The following is an 18,721-nucleotide window of genomic DNA, read 5'->3' on the forward strand; positions in this document are numbered from 1 at the left end:
GAATAGAAGGATTCGTCACCCGGGAAGTGACGACCGATCGCGGCATGGTCTTCTGCTACCAAGGCGGGAGCGGCCCCCCGGTTCTGCTCCTCCACGGCTTTCCGGAAACGAGCCTGATGTGGCACCGCATCGCGCCATTGCTGGCGAGCGATTTCGCCATCGTGGCAGCCGATCTGCCGGGCTATGGCCGCAGTGATTGCCCGGTCGATGGCGAAGGCCATAGCGCGATGTCCAAGCGGGCGCTTGCCGCGACTCTCGTCGAGGCGATGAAGGCGCTGGGGCATGAAGCCTTCGCGATCATCGGCCATGATCGTGGCGGCCGCGTCGCTTATCGCGCGGCACTGGATCATCCCGACAGAGTGACCGCCGTCGCGGTGCTCGACGTCATCCCCACCTACGAGGTCTGGGAAAGGGCCGATGCGCGGCTCGCTTTGTCCTTCTGGCCGTTCTCCCTGCTCGCTCAACCCGCTCCCTTGCCTGAGCGGCTGTTGCTTGCAGCGCCGGAGGCGATCATCGACAATGCCTTGTCCCAATGGGGTTCCCCGCCCGAGACTTTTCCGTCGTGGTTGCGCGAAGCCTATGTCGCTGCACTCAGCGATCCCGCCCACGTCCATGCGATCTGCGAGGAATATCGAGCCGCGGCCGGGATCGATCGCGACATCGATCGTGCCGACCTGGAAACGGGGCGCCGCATTCGATGTCCGTTACTGGCATTGTGGAGCGACAAGGGCGGATTGGCCACCTGGTACGACGACGCCGGTGGGCCACTCGGCATTTGGCGCCGTTGGGCGGAGGACGTTCGCGGACACGCCGTATCGGGCGGACACTTCTTTCCCGAGGAACAATCTGAGGCGACTGCACGCGCTCTAAGCGCGTTCCTGAGCGACCGCGCTACGGACCATTAAGCGGCGGTTACCTTGGTCCGTTCCGGAGGGGCAGGTCTCTCCGCGCTACCGCACGCAGCTGTCGAGCCCGTTGCCGCGCACGACATTGACGTACTTCGCCAGCGCATTGCCATGACGGCGCACGAAGCCGCGCGGATCGATCGCGGCGCGCTTCTTGGGGAGCGGCAGGACCGCCGCGATCCGTCCAGCCTCGGTTGATGACATGCGTGATGCGTCGTGGCCGAAATAGCGGATCGACCCGGCATTGGCACCATAGGTGCCGATTCCCGTCTCGGCGACGTTGAGATAGACCTCCATGATGCGTCGCTTGCCCCACAGATGTTCGATCAGGAAGGTGAACCACGCCTCGAACCCCTTGCGGACGTAGCCGCCGCTTTGGATGAGGAAGACATTCTTGGCGGTCTGCTGGCTGATCGTCGATCCGCCGCGGATGCGGCCGCCTTTCTGGTTGCGCTGATAAGCCTGGCGCAGCGCACCGAAATCGAACCCGTCGTGCAGGCAGAAGCGCGCATCCTCCCCGGCGATCGCGGCGCGCGGCATGTTGGGATCCATGCGGTCGATCGACATCCACTGTTTGGTGATCAACTGACCATGCAGCACATCACCCAGCATCGTGAAGGTGAAAGGCGGATTGATGAAGCGGTAGATGCCGACCCACAGCACGCTGACGACCACGAAGGCGAGCGCACCTTTCCAGATCCAGCTGAACAGGCGGCGGAGGAAAGGGCGGCGGGGTTTGGCTCTGGCGGGCATGGAGTCGGGATCGGCCTGTGTCGTCGCGATATCGGTCGGGTTGGGCGAGGGCGCCGTCATCAACGGCATGCTTGCCACTATCCGCGGTCGGCGGTCGGCGGCAAGAGCTTCTTCGGCGGCGGCGATGCCGGTCTCGTAGGCGCCATGCGCGGTCGAGAAATCGCTCGCCGAACAAGCCTCGCCGGCAAAGAAGATGCGGTCGTCGTGCGGCTGGGCAAGCACGCGGCGCTGGCCGGATTGCCCGATCCGGGCATGCGAATAGCTGCCGCGAATGAAGCGTTCGGCGCGCCAGCGCGTCCGCGCGAGCGGCTGGAGCCGCAACCGCCAGTCGTTGCCGAGCAGGCGGGCGAGTTCGCCGATCGCAAAATCGGCGGCGCCGAGGTCGCTTTCGCGCTCGATCGCCTCGGCGCAATCGCCGCCGAAGAATGCCTCGACCACTGGGCGACCGAGATAGCCGATCTGATAGCTTGCGGTGCACGCATTGCGCGGATTGCCGATCAGATGCGCATTGTGCGGATAATCGTCGCCGCGAATGCCGAGGAAGATCTTGTCGGCCAGCCCGAGCGGGAGTGCGACGGCGGCCTCGCGCTTGGCATCGATCGGCGGGTCGAATGCCAGGTCGCCATCGGCGATGATCGGGGTCGGCACCGCGACGATCACGCGGTCGGCCTCGATTAGCCCGTGCGGCGTCACGAGGCGCATGCGCGGGCCGCGATGGTCGATCAGCGAAACGGGACAATCGAGCCGGACGGGCAGGCGCTTGCCATGAGCGGCGATGAGCGTGCCATAGCCCTCGACCAGCCGCCAATTGTCGTCGCCCGCGGCGTCTTCATACGCCGCCCAGTCGTGCAGCGAGACGGCGCCGAGGTTGGCACCATTGGCATAGCCCGAAATCGCGTCGATCAGCGGGCGCCACGGATTGTCGGGCGGGATGAAGTCCGACAGCGGCCGGTCGGGGCCGCTGCGATAGGCCAAAGCGCGCTCGCTGAATTGCTGATATGCAGCCTGGAACGCGTCCTGATCGGCGGCGGGGAAACCGAGATCGCGCCATTGTTCGCGCCAGTGCGCGGGCGTGCGGTCAATCTGGAACCCCTCGGCGAGCGCGATCCGCGTCCAGGGGTTGCGGTCGGCCGAATGCAGCCAGGAACAGCCAAGATCGAGCGTTTCGCGACCGACGCGGACGCTATGCGCCCGCCCGCCGATCCGCCCGCTTGATTCGAGCAACAATGTATCGGCGCCCGAATCGACAAGGCGCCGCGCGGCAGCGATGCCGGCGGCGCCTCCTCCGATGACGACGAACTTGCTGCTCATCCGCCCTGTATAGGGCGAATCGTACGGCGGTCAGCCCGCAACGCGAGCGCAGGGCGTCAGAATTTCAGGCCGGCGACATTGAAGGTCATCTGAATGTTGCCACGCTGGAACACCTCAGCCTCGATCATAACCTTTTTGGCGGCCTTCAGCTTGCTGACAATCCGCGAACCCGGATTGATGAACGCAGTACCAAATTCATCGCCCACCGCTCCGGTGCAGCCGAACCGTTCGATTGGGCCATCGTCGAATTTGACAGACACCTGTTTGCTAGTGAGCGAATTACAGGTGAACTGCAGATTGGGGTTGATGATAACGACGTCGTATCCCTTGGCGGCAGTTTGAACCTGTAACGAGGTGGTTTGTTCGTCCGTACCGAGAACGTTCTGATATTTCTCTTCGCTTCGCGTGGCAGCGTACTTCGTCGATGTGCCCCGCATCGCATCCTTGTTCTCGCCATAGGTCCAGGGTGACGCAGGCGCCGCCGCCGCGCTCTGGCTGTTGCCATCGGCAGCAGAGCCGGAATCGACCGTTGCCGTCGACGTCGATTTGGTCTGGCTTGGCGCCAAGCTCGAGATACCGATGATGGCGCCCAGGATCGGCAGGCCGATGAAGATCGCTGCCCCGGTCGCAATGGCGCGGCCCCGCGTGGCATACATTGGCAGAGACGATGACGGCCGAATGATGAACCAGATCGATGCGACGGTTCCGACAAGCCAGATAATTGTAATTAGCGTACCCATGCTACCCCTCCGTTATTCAAGGGGAATATTCTTCAGTACAGGGAACGCGTCAAGAACATCGATCGATTTTGGCGCAATCGCCCCGGCCGCCGCGCACCGCGGCAGCCGGGGGTTGGACAATCAAGCCGCGATCAGCCGCTTTTCGCCGGCCAGCCGCATCATTACCTTCTGCAGCTTCTCGAACGCGCGGACCTCGATCTGGCGAACGCGCTCACGCGACACGCCATAGACCTGGCTCAGCTCTTCGAGTGTCTTGGGGTCGTCGGTCAGCCGGCGCTCGGTCAGGATGTGACGCTCACGCTCGTTCAGGCCGTCCATCGCTTCGGTCAGCAGGCTGTGGCGGACATCCGCCTCCTGCGCTTCGGCGACGACCGAATCCTGCAACGGTGCATCGTCCTGCAGCCAATCCTGCCACTGACCCTCACCATCCTCACGCATCGAGACGTTGAGCGACGTGTCGCCGCCCATCGCCATGCGACGGTTCATCGACGTGACCTCGTCCTCGGTGACGCCGAGATCCTTGGCGATCTTGGCGACATTCTCGGGGCTCAGGTCGCCGTCCTCGAACGCGTCGAGCTTCGACTTCATCCGGCGCAGGTTGAAGAACAGCTTCTTCTGCGCGGCGGTGGTGCCCATCTTGACCAGGCTCCACGAGCGCAGGATGAATTCCTGGATCGAGGCGCGGATCCACCACATCGCATAAGTGGCGAGACGGAAGCCGCGATCGGGCTCGAACTTCTTCACGCCCTGCATCAGGCCGATATTGCCTTCGCTGATCAGTTCCGAGACGGGCAAGCCGTAGCCGCGATAGCCCATCGCGATCTTGGCCACGAGACGCAGGTGCGAAGTGACGAGCTGCGCCGCCGCCTCGGTATCGCCATGCTCCGAAAAGCGCTTGGCGAGCATATATTCCTGCTCCGGGGTCAGGATCGGGAACTTCTTGATCTCGGCCAGATAGCGGTTGAGGCTTGCCTCTCCACCGAGAGCAGGAATCGTCGCGGGGACGTTGCTGCGATTTGCCATGACCTAGTCTCCCTTACCTTTCAGCCGGCCTGCCCCTTCAAAAGGCGGCATGCCGCACTGCAACAAAACTCAATCGCTGAGTGTATCGAAGAGTTCCCGCATGTCCGCTGGGATTTCGCTATCGAACGACAAAGCGTTTCTTGTGATGGGGTGGATGAACCCGAGATGCGCCGCGTGCAACGCCTGGCGGCGGAAATTCAGGGTTTCCAAAACCTTCCTGTGAACCTGTTTTGTTCTACCATAAACCGGGTCTCCAATCAAGGGGTGACCGATCGACGCCATGTGCACGCGCACCTGATGGGTGCGGCCGGTCTCGAGCTTGCACTCGACCAGATCGGCCTCATGCAAGCTCTTGAGCTTGCGCCAATGCGTCACCGCGCGCTTGCCGGTACGAACGATCGCGACCTTCTTGCGGTTCTGTGGACTGCGCGCCAGCGGGGCGTCAATCGTGCCGCTGGCGGTCGTCAGGTGACCCGAGACCAATGCGCGATAGCGTCGATCGATCGAATGGTCGGCGAACTGCTTGGCGAGGCCTTCATGGGCGCGATCGGTCTTGGCCGCGACCATCAGCCCCGACGTGTCCTTGTCGATGCGATGGACGATCCCGGGCCGCGCGACGCCGCCGATCCCCGACAGGCTGCCACCGCAATGATGGAGCAGGGCATTGACCAACGTGCCGTCGAAATTGCCGGCCGCGGGATGGACGACAAGCCCGGCAGGCTTGTTGATCACGATCAGATGCTCGTCCTCGAACGCGATTTCCAGGGGAATGTCCTGGGCTTCGTTATGCGCGGGCCGGGGAACGGGCACGGTGACGGTGAAGGTTTCGCCACCAAGGAGCTTGCGGGCGGGATCGCGCATCAGGGCGCCCGACGGATCGGTGACCGCGCCCGACGAGATGAGCGCCTTCAGCCGCTCGCGTGACAATGTGGGCACGGCATCTGCCAGCGCCCGATCGAGCCGCCAGCCTTTGGCCGCGCCCGAAACCACTGCTTCGATGATGGAAACCCCCGGAACCATTCGTGTAGGGAGATGGGAATGAGGTTGGAAATTTCAAGGGAGGCGCTCGCCGGGGTCCGGGCTGCGGCCGCTGGCGCGCATCCTAACGAGGCGTGCGGGCTGCTGTTCGGTGATGCGGACCGGATCACCGGCTGGCAGGGAACGCAAAATGTCGCCGAGCGTCCGGACATTGAATTCGAGATCGATCCAGCCGCGCTTTTTACAGCGCTTCGCGCCGAGCGGGCGGGCGGGCCGCGATTGATCGGCTATTGGCATTCACATCCGAACGGGGTGGTAAAACCGTCACGGCGTGACGCTGAGATGGCGGATATCGACGGCAAGATTTGGGTCATCGTCGCCGGCGACGATGTAGCGGCATGGCTAGCTGTCGAGGAGCCGGTCTATAGCTGGGCCGAGCATTCAGTTGAGCAGCGTGACGGGCAGTGTGTGGCGATACCGACCGTGAGCCATACAATCAGGGGCTTCCAGCACGTCCCAATGGCGACTGGCGAGGTGCGACACCTGATCCCCCGTGACAAGACCGACGAGGACATGGTGCCGCTGATCGCCGCTGCGGGCTATCCCGCAATCGCGCCGATCCTAGATGATTTGATGCGCTGGACCGCCGATGGCAATTGGCCAGTCGCGGGCCCATTGATCGACTATCTGGCGACAATTGGCGAACCGATGCTAGAACCGGTCCGCCGGGTGCTGCGCGGTGATGATGGCGGGCACAAATGGATGTGCATGCGCTTTATCGTCCGTCGGTTGCCGCGGTCAGCTCAGCTTGAGTTGACGAATGATCTGCGCATTCTTGCCGAAGACCCGAGCCAAGATGATTTGCTCGAAGAGGCGGATGTCGAGGCGCGCGAAATCTTGGCCGGACTTGCCGAATCGAGCGCTTAGCAGGTTGCGGGTCGCGTCTCCCTACGCCAGAAGACAGGCAACGATAGGAAAGAAACGTCCGTAATGACCATGACCTCGGTCGATTTCGCCAGCTTGCTCTGCTCGCGTTTGTGCCATGACCTGCTCAGCCCGGTGGGTGCGCTCAATAACGGGCTCGAATTGCTCGCCGACGAGCATGACCCGGAAATGCGTGCGCGTTGCCTCGAATTGCTCAACGAAAGCGCTCGGGCGTCGGCCAACAAGCTCAAATTCTTCCGCCTCGCGTTCGGCGCGGCGGGCGGTTTCGGCGAAAAGGTCGATACGCGGGAGACGCGCTCGGCGATCGAAGGGTTGTTCGGCGACAATGCCAAGCTGACGATCGGCTGGATGGTCGAGGAAGCGACCTTGCCCAAGCCCGCGACCAAGGTGCTGCTCAACCTCGCGCTGATCGCCGGCGACGCCCTGGTGCGCGGTGGGCAACTCGATATCGGCGCCGAGGAGAATGCGGGCAATATCGAGATCGTGGTGCGCGCCGAAGGGCCGCGGCTGGTGCTCGATCAGGAATTGCGCACGACGTTGCTCGGCGAACAGGGCGACACGGCCATCACGCCACGCGCCGCAGCGGCCTATCTGATCCATTCGTTGGTCAGCGAGGGTGACGGTAGTGTGCAGATCTCCGAGCCCGATGCTCCGGTGTTGCTGTTCGGCGTGACAATTCGCGCCGGGTAAACGTCTCTTTTACCACTGCTCGTCCAAGGTCGAACCGCGCATCATGCTCGGGGACCCATGGACGACCTGCTCCAGGAATTCATTGCCGAAACGCGCGAGACGCTAGACGCGCTCTCGGGCGAGATCGTCGCGTGGGAAGCCGACCCGGCCGACCGTGCGCGGCTCGATGCCATTTTCCGTTTCGTCCACACGGTGAAGGGAAGCTGCGGCTTTCTCGACCTGCCGCGCCTGGCGCGCCTGAGTCACGCCGCGGAGGACGTGCTGGCCGCTGTACGGTCGGGCGAGCGGAGCCCCGACCAGAAATTGGTTACCGCGGTGCTGGCGATCGTCGACCGGATCGGCGAGATCGTCGAGGCGATCGATGCCGGTGCCGCGCTCGACGATAGTGGCGAAGAATTGCTGATCGCGGCGCTCAATGCGGGCGCCGAAGCGGCGGCTCCCGCCGCGCAACAGGCACCCACCGGCCAGCGCGTCGCCAATCGCAGCGTGCGGCTGTCGACCGATCTGCTCGACCGCATGATGTCGGGCATGTCGGACATGGTATTGGCGCGCAACGAACTTGCGCGCCGCATGCGCGACCAGAATGTCGATCCGACGATCGAAGCCGCGCTCGACCGCCTGTCGCTGACCGTGGCGGAGATGCGTGATACCGTGACGCGGACGCGTATGCAAAAGGTCGACGCCTTGTTCTCGGCCTTGCCGCGCATGGTCCGCGACACTGCGGCCGAAGTCGGCAAATCGGTGCAGCTCCAGATCGAGGGATCCGACGTCGAACTCGATCGCGAGATGATCGAGATGATGCGCGATCCGCTCGTCCACATCATCCGCAATTCGATCGACCACGGCATCGAAAGCGCCGCGGAACGCCGCGCGCTCGGCAAACGCGAAGTCGGCCGACTGGTCGTTTCGGCGCGCCAGTCGGGTAATCAGATCATCCTCGAAGTCGCCGATGACGGCCGCGGGATCGATACCGATCGGCTGGTTCAGAAACTCACGTCGTCGGGCCAATCGCGCGGCCGCGATCTGTCGATGCTGAGCGAGCGCGCCAAGCTCGACCTGATCTTCGAACCCGGACTGTCGACCAAGGACGAAGTTACCGCGATTTCCGGCCGGGGCGTCGGGATGGACGTCGTCCGCGCCAATATCGAACAGATCGGCGGACGAATCGATCTGGTCAACGCCAAGGACCGCGGACTGCGGATCCTGATCCACGTGCCGCTGACATTGTCGATCATCCCTGCGATCGTCATCGGCATCGCCGGCCAGCGTTTTGCGGTCACGCGCCAGGCGATCGAGGAAATCGTCCATGTCTCCGGTGATGCGATCCGCGTCGATCTGCTGGGCGATACGCCGGCGGCGACGGTGCGCGATCGCCGTATGCCGCTGGTCGATCTCGCAGCGTTGCTCGGCCTGCGCGCCATCGATCCGATGTCGGTCGACATGCTGGCGATCATCAGTGCCAGCGGCGGCAGTTTCGCGGTCGCAGTCGATTCGGTGCTCGATCACGAGGAATTGGTGATCAAGCCCGCGTCGCCGGCAGTGATGGCGACAGGCATCTATGCCGGCCAGACCTTGCCCGACAGCGGCTCGCCGATGCTGTTGCTCGATTGCGCCGGGGTCGCCGCGGCCGCCGGGATCAATTTTACCCGCGATACGGCGGTCGAAGAAGAGGAGGCGATCGAGCCCGAGGCGGTCCTGGCCGACGCGCTGTTGTTCGACGACCTCGATGGCCGCCGCCGCGCGGTGCCGTTGGCAATTATCGACCGTGTCGAAACCGTCGACGCGTCCAATGTGCGGTTCAGCGGTGGCCGGATGCGCTTGTTGGTCGACGATCGCATCGTGCCGCTTGCCGCGCTCGGCGAGATCGAAGGCCATGCCCAACTCGCCGTGCTGAGGATCAAGGATGGCGATGCCGAAATCGCCTATGCGATTGCCGAACCGGTCGACATCGTCGCCATTCCGACCGACATCTCCCCGTCGGCGCAGCCTGGGCCAATCCTGGGGGTCGTTGTGATCGGCGACGAACAGGTGGAACTGATCGATCCGCAATGGCTGCTCGGTCCCGATGCCCTGGATATCGTCCGGGCGGGCGCGCCGCTCTGCCTGATCGACAGCCAGTCGGACAGCTGGATCGCGACTTTCCTGAAGCCGGTGCTCGAACAAGCAGGATATCGTGTTTCGACCAAGGCGAGCGCGGACGAACAGCCGGCGGTGATCCTGACCACCGATGCCGCTCCGGCCGCGGCACGCGACGGCCGCGTGCTTCGTCTCAGCAATGATCGGTGCGATACCGGCGGCGACGATCGAGTCTATCGCTATGACCGCGCCGGATTGCTCGCCGCCGTCGCCAAACGGGTGAATGTGGCATGAGCGAACAGCTTTTCCTGATCGCGCATATCGCCGGCCGCGGAGTCGCGATCGATTCGGCGCAAGTCGAGTCGGTGGTCGATATTGGCGCGGTCATCCCGACGCCGCGCGCCGCGCCGCACATTCGCGGGCTGGCCGCGCTGCGCAGCCGGGTGGTGACGGTCATCGACACGCATGCCGCGCTCGGCCTGCCCAAGCTCGCGATCGCCGGATCGCGCGCGGTTATCACGGTGGTCGACGGGCATCATTATGCCGTGCTGGTCGACAGCCTGGAGGATGTCGCGCCGTTCGTCGCCGCGCCGCTGCCGCCGGGGATCGGGCTCGACGCCGGATGGCGCCAGGCCGGTTGCGGCGCGATCGAGCGCGATGGCGAGCCGATTCTGGCGATCGATCTCACCGCGCTGGTCCACGGACCATCAAACGACGCGAATGCAATCAATTAACCGGGTGATCACGGTTTGGCGGGTAAGCCCTTCGATGGGCCTAGTAACGGGGTGTTTCGGTCATGAAGACGTGTCTGGTTGTCGATGATTCCAAGGTGATCCGCAAGGTCGCCCGCCATATCCTCGAGACGTTGAATTTCGAGGTGAGCGAGGCTGCCGACGGTAAGGAGGCGCTGGACAGCTGCATGGCGTCGGTCCCCGACGTGATCCTGCTCGACTGGAACATGCCGGTGATGAGCGGGATGGATTTCCTGCGTGCGCTCCGCGACACCGCGCTATCGAGCCGGCCCAAGGTGGTGTTCTGCACCACCGAGAACGGCATGGCCTATATCCGCGCCGCGATCGAAGCGGGTGCCGACGAATATGTGATGAAGCCATTCGATCGCGAAACGCTGGAATCGAAGCTCCAAATCGTCGGCCTGGCATAAGCGCACCGGTGCCGTGGTGGCGAGCAAGCCTTTTCCCGATTTCGAAGCGCCGCCCTCGGTCCTGATCGTCGACGATTCGGTCGTTGCACGCGCTGTGATCGCGCGAGCGATCGACGGCGGCGACCGTTTCCTGGTGGCTGGCGCGGTACAGGACGTCAAGGCGGCGCTGGCGTTCCTGGCGCGGCATCGCGTCGACGTGATCCTGCTCGACATCGAAATGCCGGGGGTCGATGGCCTGACCGCCTTGCCCGACCTGATCGCGGCGGGGCAGGGCGCCCGCGTGCTGATCGTGTCCTCTGCGTGCGCCGATGGCGCCGCGTCGACGGTCCAGGCATTGGCGCTGGGCGCGGCGGATACGCTGGTCAAACCCGAAGTCGGCGCCTTTGCCGGGCGCTTCGGTGATCAACTCAACGAACGGCTCGTCCGACTGGTCGAGGCTGATGAGGTCGTGGCGCCGCGGACGCCGGCAGCGGCCAGCGCGCCGGGGAACGACTATGATATCGTCGCGATCGGCGCCTCGACCGGGGGCATCCACGCGCTCAGCCAATTGCTCCGGGCAATCCCCGCCGAGTTCCGCTTGCCGATCCTGATCACCCAGCACCTGCCCGAATCGTTCATGCCCTATTTCGCCGCGCAGGTCGCGGTGCTGGCCAATAGACCATGCGAAGTGGCGGAGGACCGCGTCCGCGTGCGTCCCGGCCGCATCCTGATCGCGCCGGGTCGCGCGCATATGCGCTGCGTGGCGATGGGCGATGGCGTGGCGATCCGTCTATCGACCGCGGCATCAGTCAGTGGCTGTCTGCCGTCGGTCGACCCGATGCTGCAATCGGTGGCTGAGGTGTATGGCGCGCGCGCGCTCGGCGTGATGCTGAGCGGGATGGGCCGCGATGGCGCCATCGGGGCTGGGCAGTTGTCCGCCGCCGGTGGCAGTGTCGTCGTCCAGGATCGTGCGTCCTCGGTGGTCTGGGGTATGCCCGGTGCCGTGGTTGCCGGTGGAGTCGCCGACGCGATCCTGCCGCCGGACGAGATCGGCCAATTGATCGCGCGCCGTCGGCGGCCTTCATGCTGACCCCGCGCCCCGCCGGCGCGGTCGCGGAATTCATCGCGCTGCTAGAGGCGCGCACCGGGCAGCAGATGGGCGCCAACCGTAACTGGCGCATCGAAACCGCGCTGAAGCCAGTGATGCGTGATACGGGTCACGATACGCTGGAGAAGCTTGCCGAAGCGACCCGGGCGGATCGCGGCGGACCGCTCGCCGACCGCGTGGTCGACGAATTGCTCAACCAGGAGAGCTCGTTCTTCCGCGACGCAGCGGTGTTCGACATCGTCGAGCAGGCGGTGTCGGCGATCCCCGATACGCGCCGCCCGCGAATCTGGTCGGCGGGCTGCTCGACCGGGCAGGAGCCGCTCAGCCTGGCGATGCTGTTCGCCGAAAAGCTCGATCATCAAATGCCCGAGATCCTGGCCACCGATGTCTCCGAATCGGCGCTGCATAAGGCGCGCGCTGGGCGTTACACCCAGTTCGAAATCCAGCGCGGCCTGCCGATCCGCCGGATGATGCAATGGTTCGATTCGGTCGACGGCGACTGGATCGCCAATCCGGGGCTGACCCGGATGGTCTCGTTCCGCCGGATGAACCTGGTCGCCGACTCGCTGCCGATCGGCCGATTCGATGTCATCCTGTGCCGCAACGTGCTGTTGTATTTCTCGCTCGACATGCGCCGCGCGGTCCTCGGTCGGCTCGCGCAAGTGCTGCGGCCCGATGGGGTATTGGTGCTTGGCGCCGGCGAGACCGTGATCGGCCAGACCGACGCGTTCCGTCCCAGCCAGCGCTATCGTGGACTGTACGAGCCGAACTGGGCCGCCGCCGCGGCTGCTTGATTCCGGAAGCAGCGGGACGGTTTACTTTCGCCGCGCTTCGCCGCAATCCAGCGGGCGTGAGCATCGTCGAAACCCCGTCGCCCAATTTCAACGAGCGGCAGCTGCCGGTTTCGATGATCGTGCTGCATTATACCGGCATGCAAAGCGCGGAGGCCGCGCTGGCGCGGCTGACCGATCCGGCAGCCGAAGTATCGGCGCATTATCTGATCGACGAGGATGGCACGATTCATCGCCTGGTGGCCGAGGACAAGCGTGCCTGGCACGCCGGGCAATCGCATTGGCGCGGGATCACCGACGTCAATTCGGCATCGATCGGGATCGAATTGGTCAATCCCGGCCACGAATTCGGCTATCGCGAGTTCGCGCCTGCGCAGATCGAGGCGCTGGTCCCGCTGCTGGCCGAGATCAAGGATCGCTACGAGATCACCCGCGGCAACATTGTCGGTCACTCCGACATCGCGCCGACCAGGAAGCAGGATCCCGGCGAGCTTTTCCCCTGGGCCCAGCTGGCGCGCTTGCGTCTCGCGCTGCCGCGCCCAACCAAGAATCTGATGGACCCGTTGTGGACCGACGCCGGCTTCCTGCTCGCGCTCGAACGCTTCGGCTACGAAGTCACCGACAAGCTCGCCGCCGTCGTGGCGTTTCAGCGCCGCTTCCGCCCCGAACTGATCGACGGCGAGATTGACGGCGAGTGCCGCTGCCTGTTGCTGGCGCTGCTGCTGCCCAAGCCGCAAGGGGATGAGTAAGCGATCGATCGAGCGCGTGCTCGACGAGTACGCCACCGCAACGACCGGTTCGTTCGTCGAACGGTCCGAAGCGGTATCCAGCGAAAAGCTGCTCGGACCGTTCCTCGATATGTTTCCACCGCCGCCCGCGCGCATCGTCGATATCGCCGCTGGCACCGGCCGGGATGCGGCGTGGCTCAGCCAGCAGGGATATGAAGTGACCGCGGTGGAACCCGTCGCGGCGCTGCGCGCGGTCGGGATGAACCTGCACTCGACCGACAGGATCAACTGGTGCGACGGCATGCTGCCGGACCTTGCCATTTCGCCGCCACCGGCGCGCGGATTCGATGTCACTCTCCTATCCGCGGTGTGGCAGCATCTCGACGATCGCGATCGTGCGCGATCGATGCCCAATATCGCCGATCTGACGGTGGCTGGAGGCCTGATCCTGATCTCGCTGCGACAGGGGCCGAGCACGCCGAGCCAGACCCTGCACGAGGCATCCGTGCCTGCGACCGTCGATCTGGCGAGCGCGAACGGCTTGCAGATGGAACGCGAAGTGCGGATCGAATCGATGCAGGCGGCGGATCGTGCCGCGGGCATTTATTGGACGTGGCTGGCCTTTCGGCGATTGGCGCGCTAGGCCGCGCCTGCCAGAGGGTCGGGCGGCCGCGTGGATGCTTGCATCCCCGAGGAAAGTCCGGGCTCCGCGGAACGACGGTGGCGGGTAACGCCCGCCGGGGGTGACCCCAGGGAAAGTGCCACAGAGAGCAGACCGCCAACCCGGTTCGCCGGGAGGTAAGGGTGAAAGGGTGCGGCAAGAGCGCACCGCGCTTCTGGTAACAGCGGCGGCATGGCAAACCCCACCGGGAGCAAGACCGAATAGGGGCGGCACATGGGTGTGTTCCCACCCGTCGCCCGGGTTGGTTGCTTGAGGCGGCGCGCAAGCGTCGTCCTAGAGGAATGGTCGCCCATCCGCGCAAGCGGTGGACAGAACCCGGCTTACAGACCCTCTGGCGCTCATGCACGGCGATTAGCGGAAGCTAATCGCCGGCACGCGAAGCGTGCGCATGAGCGCGGCCGGCCTCGCACAGCGAGGACCGACGGCATGCGATTTACTCGCATGCCGCGACACCCGCATTTGTACGGAACGCTCAATTTCCAACCTATGCCGGTGGCAATCCGCGGCGCGTCTGCCTATGTCGCGCACATGGCGCGTCCGACCCGATCCGATAACTGGGGTTTCCCCCGCTGGGGCAGCTACGGCTCGACGCGCGAGGCGACGCGGGTGCGGATGTGCGACCGCCATGGGTGCGATCAGCCCGGCAATTGCCCGGCGCCCAAATCGCCCAATAGCCCCGAGCGCTGGTATTTCTGCCAGGACCATGCCGCCGAGTATAATCGCGGCTGGAATTATTTTGAGGGCTTGAGCGCGGAAGAAGCCGCCGAGCGTGAGGCGGCCGAGACGCGCACGGCGAACGGTTATGCCGAGGCACGGCATTATGGTTGGGGCGGATCGGGCGACGGCAGCCGATCGCGCGACGAAATGCGCGCGCTCGACGTGCTCGAACTCGATTCGGACGCCGATTTCGATGCCGTCCGTGCCGCATGGCGCAAGCTAGCCAAGGAATGGCACCCGGACGTGCGCCAAGGGGACGAGGAAGCGGCAAAGCGCTTTCAGGCGATCCAGGCTGCCTATGACGTCTTGCGTGCCGCCGAGGAAAACCGCGCGTGGCGACCGACGAGCTAGTTACCCCCCAACTCGGCGCGCTGGGTCGGGGGATCGCGAGTCGCTGGTCGGGGGCGATCCTGGTCTGCTCGAAATGTTCCAAGAAGCTCGACGGCGGGTTTGGGCGCAAGGGCAGGACCAGTCTCGGCAAAGCGTTGCGCAAACGTTTTGGGCTCAAAAAGGGACGCAAATCGCCGGTGGGGCTGATCGAGGTCAAATGCCTGGGCGTCTGTCCCAAAGGCGCAGTGACGCTGGTCGATACCAGCCGTCCTGGCACGTGGCGGCTGGTGCCCGCCAGCGCCGATGTCGAGGCGATCGGCCGCGACCTCGGACTCGAGCCGGGGGCTCAGGCGCCGCGCCGCGCCATCACGTCGAGATAGGTCTGCAGCACCTTTTCGTTGACCGGACCCCAGACATAGGCCTGTGCCTTGGCATGTCCCGATGCGCCGGCCGAGGCGCGTAGCGAATCGTCCTCGATCAGCCGCTGGATCGCGTCGGCATAGGCGTTGACGTCGCGCGGCGGGACGAGAAATCCGTTGACGCCCTCTTCGACCAGATCGACCGCGCCGGTGGCGCGCGCGGCGACCACCGCGACCCCCGCTGCCATCGCTTCCGAGGTGACATTGCCGAACGTCTCGGTGACGGAAGGGTTGAAGAACACGTCCATCCCCGCCACCGCGCGGCCGAGATCGTCACCGCTCTGGAAACCGGCGAACACCGCGCCGGGCACGCGATCGGCGAACCAGTCGCGCGCCGGGCCGTCGCCGACCACCAGCACCTTGTGACGGATGCCGCGGCGGGCCAGTTCGTTGACCACGTCGGCGAAGATGTCGAGGCCCTTTTCGAGCACCAGCCGGCCGAGAAAGCCGACCGCCACTTCGTCATCGGCGATGCCCAGCGAGCGGCGCCAGGCGAGGTCGCGCCGGCCGGGATTGAAACGCTCGTGATTAACGCCGCGCGACCAGATGCTGACCGGGACCGTCACGCCCCATGACTTGATCAGATCGGCGACCGAGGGCGAGGGCACGACCACTTCGTCGACCCGATTGTAGAAACGCTTCAGCATGCCGATCAGCAACGGCTCGACGAAGCCGATGCGATAATAACGCGGATAGGTTTCGAACCGCGTGTGGAAAGAGGCGACCGAGGCGAGGTTGTTCCGTCGCGCCCAAGTCACCGCGCGGTGACCAAGGATCTCCGGCGCGGATACGTGGACGAGGTTGGGGGCGAACGCCTCCAGATCGGCGCGCACTTTTTTCGGCAAGCCACGGGCCAATTTATACTCCGCGCGGCCGGCCGGCATCGGGATTGCCGGCACGCTCACCAGGTCTCCGGTCGGCGGAAAGGCGGGCTCGTCGACGGTCGGCGAATAGACGCGCACCTTCACCCCGCGATCGAGCAAATGCCCGACCAGCAGATTGAGCGCCTGATTGGCGCCGTCCCGCGTGTAATTGTAGTTACCGCTGAACAGCGCGACACGAAGATCGCCTGGTTGCATCCAACGCCCATAGCGGTGCGCGGGCGGCTTGCCTATCTACTCCCCAGACCCAAGCCCAGGGAGATGCCGTGTGGCCGATCTGTCGTCCTTTCCGATCACCAAGAAGTGGCCTGCGGCCGATCCGAATGTCCTCCAATATTACGGCCTGCCAACGCCCAACGGGGTGAAGGTGACGATCATGCTCGAAGAAATCGGGCTGCCTTATGAGGCGCATCTGGTCGATTTCGCGACCGACGATCAAAAGTCGCCCGAGTTCGAGAGCCTCAATCCCAACGGCAAGATCCCCGCGATCATCGATCCAGATGGACCCGGCGGCAAACCGATGGGGCTGTTCGAAACCGGCGCGATCCTGCTCTATCTCGCCGACAAGAGCGGCAAGTTCATCCCCGCCGACGCCGCTGCGCGGTGGGAGACGATCGCCTGGTTGATGTGGCAGATGGGCGGCGTCGGACCGATGTTCGGCCAGCTCGGCTTCTTCAACAAATTCGCCGGCAAGGACTATGAGGACAAGCGTCCGCGCGACCGCTACGTGGCGGAAAGCAAGCGGCTGCTCGGCGTGCTCGACGGACGGCTGGATGGCCGCACCTGGATCATGGGCGACGAGTACACGATCGCCGATATCGCGACCTTGGGCTGGGTGCGGAACCTGATCGGCTTCTACGAAGCGCGCGACCTCGTCGAGTTCGACACGTTCAAGAATGTCACGGCGTGGCTGGAGCGTGGCCTGGCGCGACCGGCGGTGCAGAAGGGGCTGACGACCCCGGCGCGGCCGGCGAGCTGATCAAACTCCCCTCCCGCTTGCGGGAGGGGCTGGGGGAGGGCATGTCGATCTGGATCGCCTCGGGCTGACACGTCCCTCCCCTAACCCCTCCCGCGAGCGGGAGGGGAATTGGGATGTTCCCTAATCGTTCCGTTTCGGATAAGTGTCCCGCATGGCCAAACCCCAGAAGCGTTACGTCTGTCAGGCTTGCGGATCGGTCGCGACCCGGTGGCAGGGGCAGTGCGTCGATTGCAGCGAATGGAACACGTTGGTCGAGGAGGTCGGCGGCAATGTCACGCCGTTCCAGGCCAAGCATAATCTGCAATCGGGCGGTCGGGCGATCGCGCTGATCGGGCTCGATGCCGAAGTGACGCTGCCCGATCGCCTGGTGACGGGGATCGCCGAACTCGATCGTGCGCTGGGTGGCGGATTCGTCGAAGGATCGGCGACCTTGATCGGCGGCGATCCGGGGATCGGCAAGTCGACGCTGTTGCTCCAGGCGGCGGCGTGTCTGGCGCGGCGCGGCGAGCGTGTCGTCTATGTGTCGGGTGAGGAAGCGGCCGATCAGGTGCGGCTGCGCGCGCGCCGCCTCGGCTTGGGCGACGCTCCGGTCGAACTGGGCGCCGCGACATCGACTCGCGATATCCTGACGACCCTGGGGCAGGGGCCGCGGCCGGCCTTGTTGGTGATCGATTCGATCCAGACGATGCATTCGGACTTGATCGAGGGCGCGCCGGGGACGGTCAGCCAGGTGCGCGCGTCGGCGCAGGAATTGATTCGTTTCGCCAAGGAACGCGGCAGCGCGGTAGTGCTGGTCGGGCATGTCACCAAGGATGGCAGCATCGCCGGCCCGCGCGTGCTCGAGCACATGGTCGACACCGTGCTCAGCTTCGAGGGCGAGCGCAGCCACCAATATCGCATCCTGCGCGCGATCAAGAACCGTTTCGGTGGGACGGACGAGATCGGTGTATTTTCGATGGAGACGTCGGGCCTGAACGAGGTCGCCAACCCGTCGGCCTTGTTCCTGACCCATCGCGAGGACGGAATGACCGGCGCGACCGTCTTCCCCGCGCTGGAGGGCACGCGCCCGGTCCTGGTCGAGATCCAGGCGCTGGTCGTCCGGCTCGCTTCGGGCGCGACGCCGCGGCGCGCGGTGGTCGGCTGGGATTCGGGCCGGCTGGCGATGATCCTGGCAGTGCTCGAGGCGCGGTGCGGGCTCAGCTTCTCGACCTGCGAAGTCTATCTCAACATTGCCGGCGGTTATCGCGTGCAGGATCCGGCGGCGGACCTTGCCGTCGCGGCGGCGTTGATCTCGGCCCTGAGCGAGCGGCCGGTGCCGGCCGATGCGGTCGCGTTCGGCGAGATCGCGCTGTCGGGCGAAGTCCGCCCGGTCGCGCATGCGCCGCTCAGGATGAAGGAGGCAGCCAAGCTGGGGTTCGACCGCGCGCTGGGGCCCGCATCGACCAAGAGCGAGAGCGGAATCAAGATCAGTGGTTTCCGCACGCTCGGTCAACTCGTTGACCATATGCTGGGTCGGGGCTAGCT

The 18,721-nt window shown here is 64.9% G+C and carries 19 protein-coding genes, 1 other RNA gene and 1 pseudogene; 15 read left to right on the forward strand and 6 right to left on the reverse strand.

Annotation, left to right across the window (positions count from 1 at the left end):
• Positions 1 to 26 precede the first annotated feature (26 nt).
• Entirely contained in the window at positions 27 to 905 is an 879-nt protein-coding gene (locus AC1DRD_RS06555; protein ID WP_478040786.1) for an alpha/beta fold hydrolase, read from the forward strand.
• Between the two features lie 45 nt (positions 906 to 950).
• On the opposite strand, the gene mtgA is transcribed toward AC1DRD_RS06555, so the two are convergent.
• The 5 genes and pseudogenes from mtgA to AC1DRD_RS06580 all read right to left on the reverse strand — a co-directional run bounded on the left by mtgA (position 951) and on the right by AC1DRD_RS06580 (position 5,752).
• Positions 951 to 1,658, reverse strand: coding sequence for a monofunctional biosynthetic peptidoglycan transglycosylase (gene mtgA / locus AC1DRD_RS06560; RefSeq protein WP_478030458.1), 708 nt, complete (start codon positions 1,656 to 1,658; stop codon positions 951 to 953).
• Positions 1,659 to 1,775: 117 nt separating this feature from the next.
• A pseudogene (locus AC1DRD_RS06565) lies at positions 1,776 to 2,969 on the reverse strand (flavin monoamine oxidase family protein); the annotation flags it as partial.
• A 56-nt stretch (positions 2,970 to 3,025) separates the two neighbouring features.
• Positions 3,026 to 3,709, reverse strand: a complete 684-nt coding sequence (locus tag AC1DRD_RS06570) for a hypothetical protein (protein WP_478040787.1) — start codon at positions 3,707 to 3,709, stop codon at positions 3,026 to 3,028.
• A gap of 120 nt (positions 3,710 to 3,829) precedes the next feature.
• Positions 3,830 to 4,732 (reverse strand): RNA polymerase sigma factor RpoH, encoded by a 903-nt coding sequence (rpoH, locus tag AC1DRD_RS06575; RefSeq protein ID WP_066809596.1) that lies wholly within the window; start codon positions 4,730 to 4,732, stop codon positions 3,830 to 3,832.
• Between the two features lie 69 nt (positions 4,733 to 4,801).
• The gene (locus AC1DRD_RS06580; RefSeq protein WP_478040788.1) at positions 4,802 to 5,752 is read right to left on the reverse strand and encodes an RluA family pseudouridine synthase; all 951 of its coding nucleotides are present in this window, start codon (positions 5,750 to 5,752) and stop codon (positions 4,802 to 4,804) included.
• 18 nt (positions 5,753 to 5,770) lie between these two features.
• Between AC1DRD_RS06580 and AC1DRD_RS06585 the strand changes: the two genes are divergently transcribed.
• The 12 genes from AC1DRD_RS06585 to AC1DRD_RS06640 all read left to right on the forward strand — a co-directional run bounded on the left by AC1DRD_RS06585 (position 5,771) and on the right by AC1DRD_RS06640 (position 15,298).
• Positions 5,771 to 6,637 (forward strand): DUF5071 domain-containing protein, encoded by an 867-nt coding sequence (locus tag AC1DRD_RS06585; protein ID WP_478040789.1) that lies wholly within the window; start codon positions 5,771 to 5,773, stop codon positions 6,635 to 6,637.
• Between the two features lie 63 nt (positions 6,638 to 6,700).
• Complete coding sequence (locus AC1DRD_RS06590) at positions 6,701 to 7,345, forward strand: histidine phosphotransferase family protein (RefSeq protein ID WP_478029951.1); 645 nt, start codon at positions 6,701 to 6,703, stop codon at positions 7,343 to 7,345.
• Positions 7,346 to 7,402: 57 nt separating this feature from the next.
• Positions 7,403 to 9,715: a chemotaxis protein CheA gene (locus AC1DRD_RS06595; RefSeq protein ID WP_478040790.1), complete on the forward strand. Its 2,313-nt coding sequence runs from the start codon at positions 7,403 to 7,405 to the stop codon at positions 9,713 to 9,715.
• A complete protein-coding gene (locus tag AC1DRD_RS06600; RefSeq protein WP_478040791.1) occupies positions 9,712 to 10,155 on the forward strand; it encodes a chemotaxis protein CheW in 444 nt (147 codons plus the stop codon). The genes AC1DRD_RS06595 and AC1DRD_RS06600 overlap by 4 nt, the downstream gene beginning before the upstream one ends.
• A gap of 62 nt (positions 10,156 to 10,217) precedes the next feature.
• Entirely contained in the window at positions 10,218 to 10,583 is a 366-nt protein-coding gene (locus AC1DRD_RS06605; RefSeq protein ID WP_066589882.1) for a response regulator, read from the forward strand.
• Positions 10,584 to 10,599: 16 nt separating this feature from the next.
• Complete coding sequence (locus tag AC1DRD_RS06610; RefSeq protein WP_478040792.1) at positions 10,600 to 11,652, forward strand: chemotaxis protein CheB; 1,053 nt, start codon at positions 10,600 to 10,602, stop codon at positions 11,650 to 11,652.
• Positions 11,646 to 12,464: a CheR family methyltransferase gene (locus tag AC1DRD_RS06615; RefSeq protein ID WP_478029955.1), complete on the forward strand. Its 819-nt coding sequence runs from the start codon at positions 11,646 to 11,648 to the stop codon at positions 12,462 to 12,464. The genes AC1DRD_RS06610 and AC1DRD_RS06615 overlap by 7 nt, the downstream gene beginning before the upstream one ends.
• 56 nt (positions 12,465 to 12,520) lie before the next feature.
• Positions 12,521 to 13,210: an N-acetylmuramoyl-L-alanine amidase gene (locus AC1DRD_RS06620; protein ID WP_478040793.1), complete on the forward strand. Its 690-nt coding sequence runs from the start codon at positions 12,521 to 12,523 to the stop codon at positions 13,208 to 13,210.
• Entirely contained in the window at positions 13,203 to 13,832 is a 630-nt protein-coding gene (locus AC1DRD_RS06625; RefSeq protein WP_478040794.1) for a class I SAM-dependent methyltransferase, read from the forward strand. Before AC1DRD_RS06620 ends, AC1DRD_RS06625 begins: the two co-directional genes overlap by 8 nt.
• A gap of 10 nt (positions 13,833 to 13,842) precedes the next feature.
• Positions 13,843 to 14,210: RNase P RNA component class A (gene rnpB / locus AC1DRD_RS06630), an RNA gene on the forward strand.
• A gap of 189 nt (positions 14,211 to 14,399) precedes the next feature.
• A complete protein-coding gene (locus AC1DRD_RS06635; protein ID WP_478030459.1) occupies positions 14,400 to 14,939 on the forward strand; it encodes a J domain-containing protein in 540 nt (179 codons plus the stop codon).
• The gene (locus AC1DRD_RS06640; RefSeq protein WP_478040795.1) at positions 14,921 to 15,298 is read left to right on the forward strand and encodes a (2Fe-2S) ferredoxin domain-containing protein; all 378 of its coding nucleotides are present in this window, start codon (positions 14,921 to 14,923) and stop codon (positions 15,296 to 15,298) included. Before AC1DRD_RS06635 ends, AC1DRD_RS06640 begins: the two co-directional genes overlap by 19 nt.
• Here AC1DRD_RS06640 and AC1DRD_RS06645 read toward each other — a convergent pair.
• Positions 15,265 to 16,416: a glycosyltransferase family 4 protein gene (locus AC1DRD_RS06645; RefSeq protein ID WP_478040796.1), complete on the reverse strand. Its 1,152-nt coding sequence runs from the start codon at positions 16,414 to 16,416 to the stop codon at positions 15,265 to 15,267. The genes AC1DRD_RS06640 and AC1DRD_RS06645 overlap by 34 nt on opposite strands.
• Before the next feature lie 70 nt (positions 16,417 to 16,486).
• On the opposite strand from AC1DRD_RS06645, the gene AC1DRD_RS06650 reads away from it, so the two are divergent.
• Complete coding sequence (locus AC1DRD_RS06650; protein WP_478040797.1) at positions 16,487 to 17,197, forward strand: glutathione binding-like protein; 711 nt, start codon at positions 16,487 to 16,489, stop codon at positions 17,195 to 17,197.
• A 151-nt stretch (positions 17,198 to 17,348) separates the two neighbouring features.
• Entirely contained in the window at positions 17,349 to 18,719 is a 1,371-nt protein-coding gene (radA, locus tag AC1DRD_RS06655; RefSeq protein ID WP_478029961.1) for a DNA repair protein RadA, read from the forward strand.
• The last annotated feature ends 2 nt before the right edge of the window (positions 18,720 to 18,721 follow it).

The organism is Sphingomonas sp. P4_G2 (genome assembly GCF_056401155.1).

Bases quoted from the DNA above. Each gene is read 5' to 3' on its own strand.
- AC1DRD_RS06580 (WP_478040788.1), bottom strand. From the start codon at position 5,752: ATGGTTCCGGGGGTTTCCATCATCGAAGCAGTGGTTTCGGGCGCGGCC.
- AC1DRD_RS06645 (WP_478040796.1), bottom strand. From the start codon at position 16,416: ATGCAACCAGGCGATCTTCGTGTCGCGCTGTTCAGCGGTAACTACAAT.
- AC1DRD_RS06600 (WP_478040791.1), top strand. From the start codon at position 9,712: ATGAGCGAACAGCTTTTCCTGATCGCGCATATCGCCGGCCGCGGAGTC.
- rpoH (WP_066809596.1), bottom strand. From the start codon at position 4,732: ATGGCAAATCGCAGCAACGTCCCCGCGACGATTCCTGCTCTCGGTGGA.
- AC1DRD_RS06615 (WP_478029955.1), top strand. From the start codon at position 11,646: ATGCTGACCCCGCGCCCCGCCGGCGCGGTCGCGGAATTCATCGCGCTG.
- AC1DRD_RS06590 (WP_478029951.1), top strand. From the start codon at position 6,701: ATGACCATGACCTCGGTCGATTTCGCCAGCTTGCTCTGCTCGCGTTTG.
- AC1DRD_RS06570 (WP_478040787.1), bottom strand. From the start codon at position 3,709: ATGGGTACGCTAATTACAATTATCTGGCTTGTCGGAACCGTCGCATCG.
- AC1DRD_RS06635 (WP_478030459.1), top strand. From the start codon at position 14,400: ATGGCGCGTCCGACCCGATCCGATAACTGGGGTTTCCCCCGCTGGGGC.
- AC1DRD_RS06595 (WP_478040790.1), top strand. From the start codon at position 7,403: ATGGACGACCTGCTCCAGGAATTCATTGCCGAAACGCGCGAGACGCTA.
- mtgA (WP_478030458.1), bottom strand. From the start codon at position 1,658: ATGCCCGCCAGAGCCAAACCCCGCCGCCCTTTCCTCCGCCGCCTGTTC.
- radA (WP_478029961.1), top strand. From the start codon at position 17,349: ATGGCCAAACCCCAGAAGCGTTACGTCTGTCAGGCTTGCGGATCGGTC.
- AC1DRD_RS06625 (WP_478040794.1), top strand. From the start codon at position 13,203: ATGAGTAAGCGATCGATCGAGCGCGTGCTCGACGAGTACGCCACCGCA.
- AC1DRD_RS06605 (WP_066589882.1), top strand. From the start codon at position 10,218: ATGAAGACGTGTCTGGTTGTCGATGATTCCAAGGTGATCCGCAAGGTC.
- AC1DRD_RS06585 (WP_478040789.1), top strand. From the start codon at position 5,771: ATGAGGTTGGAAATTTCAAGGGAGGCGCTCGCCGGGGTCCGGGCTGCG.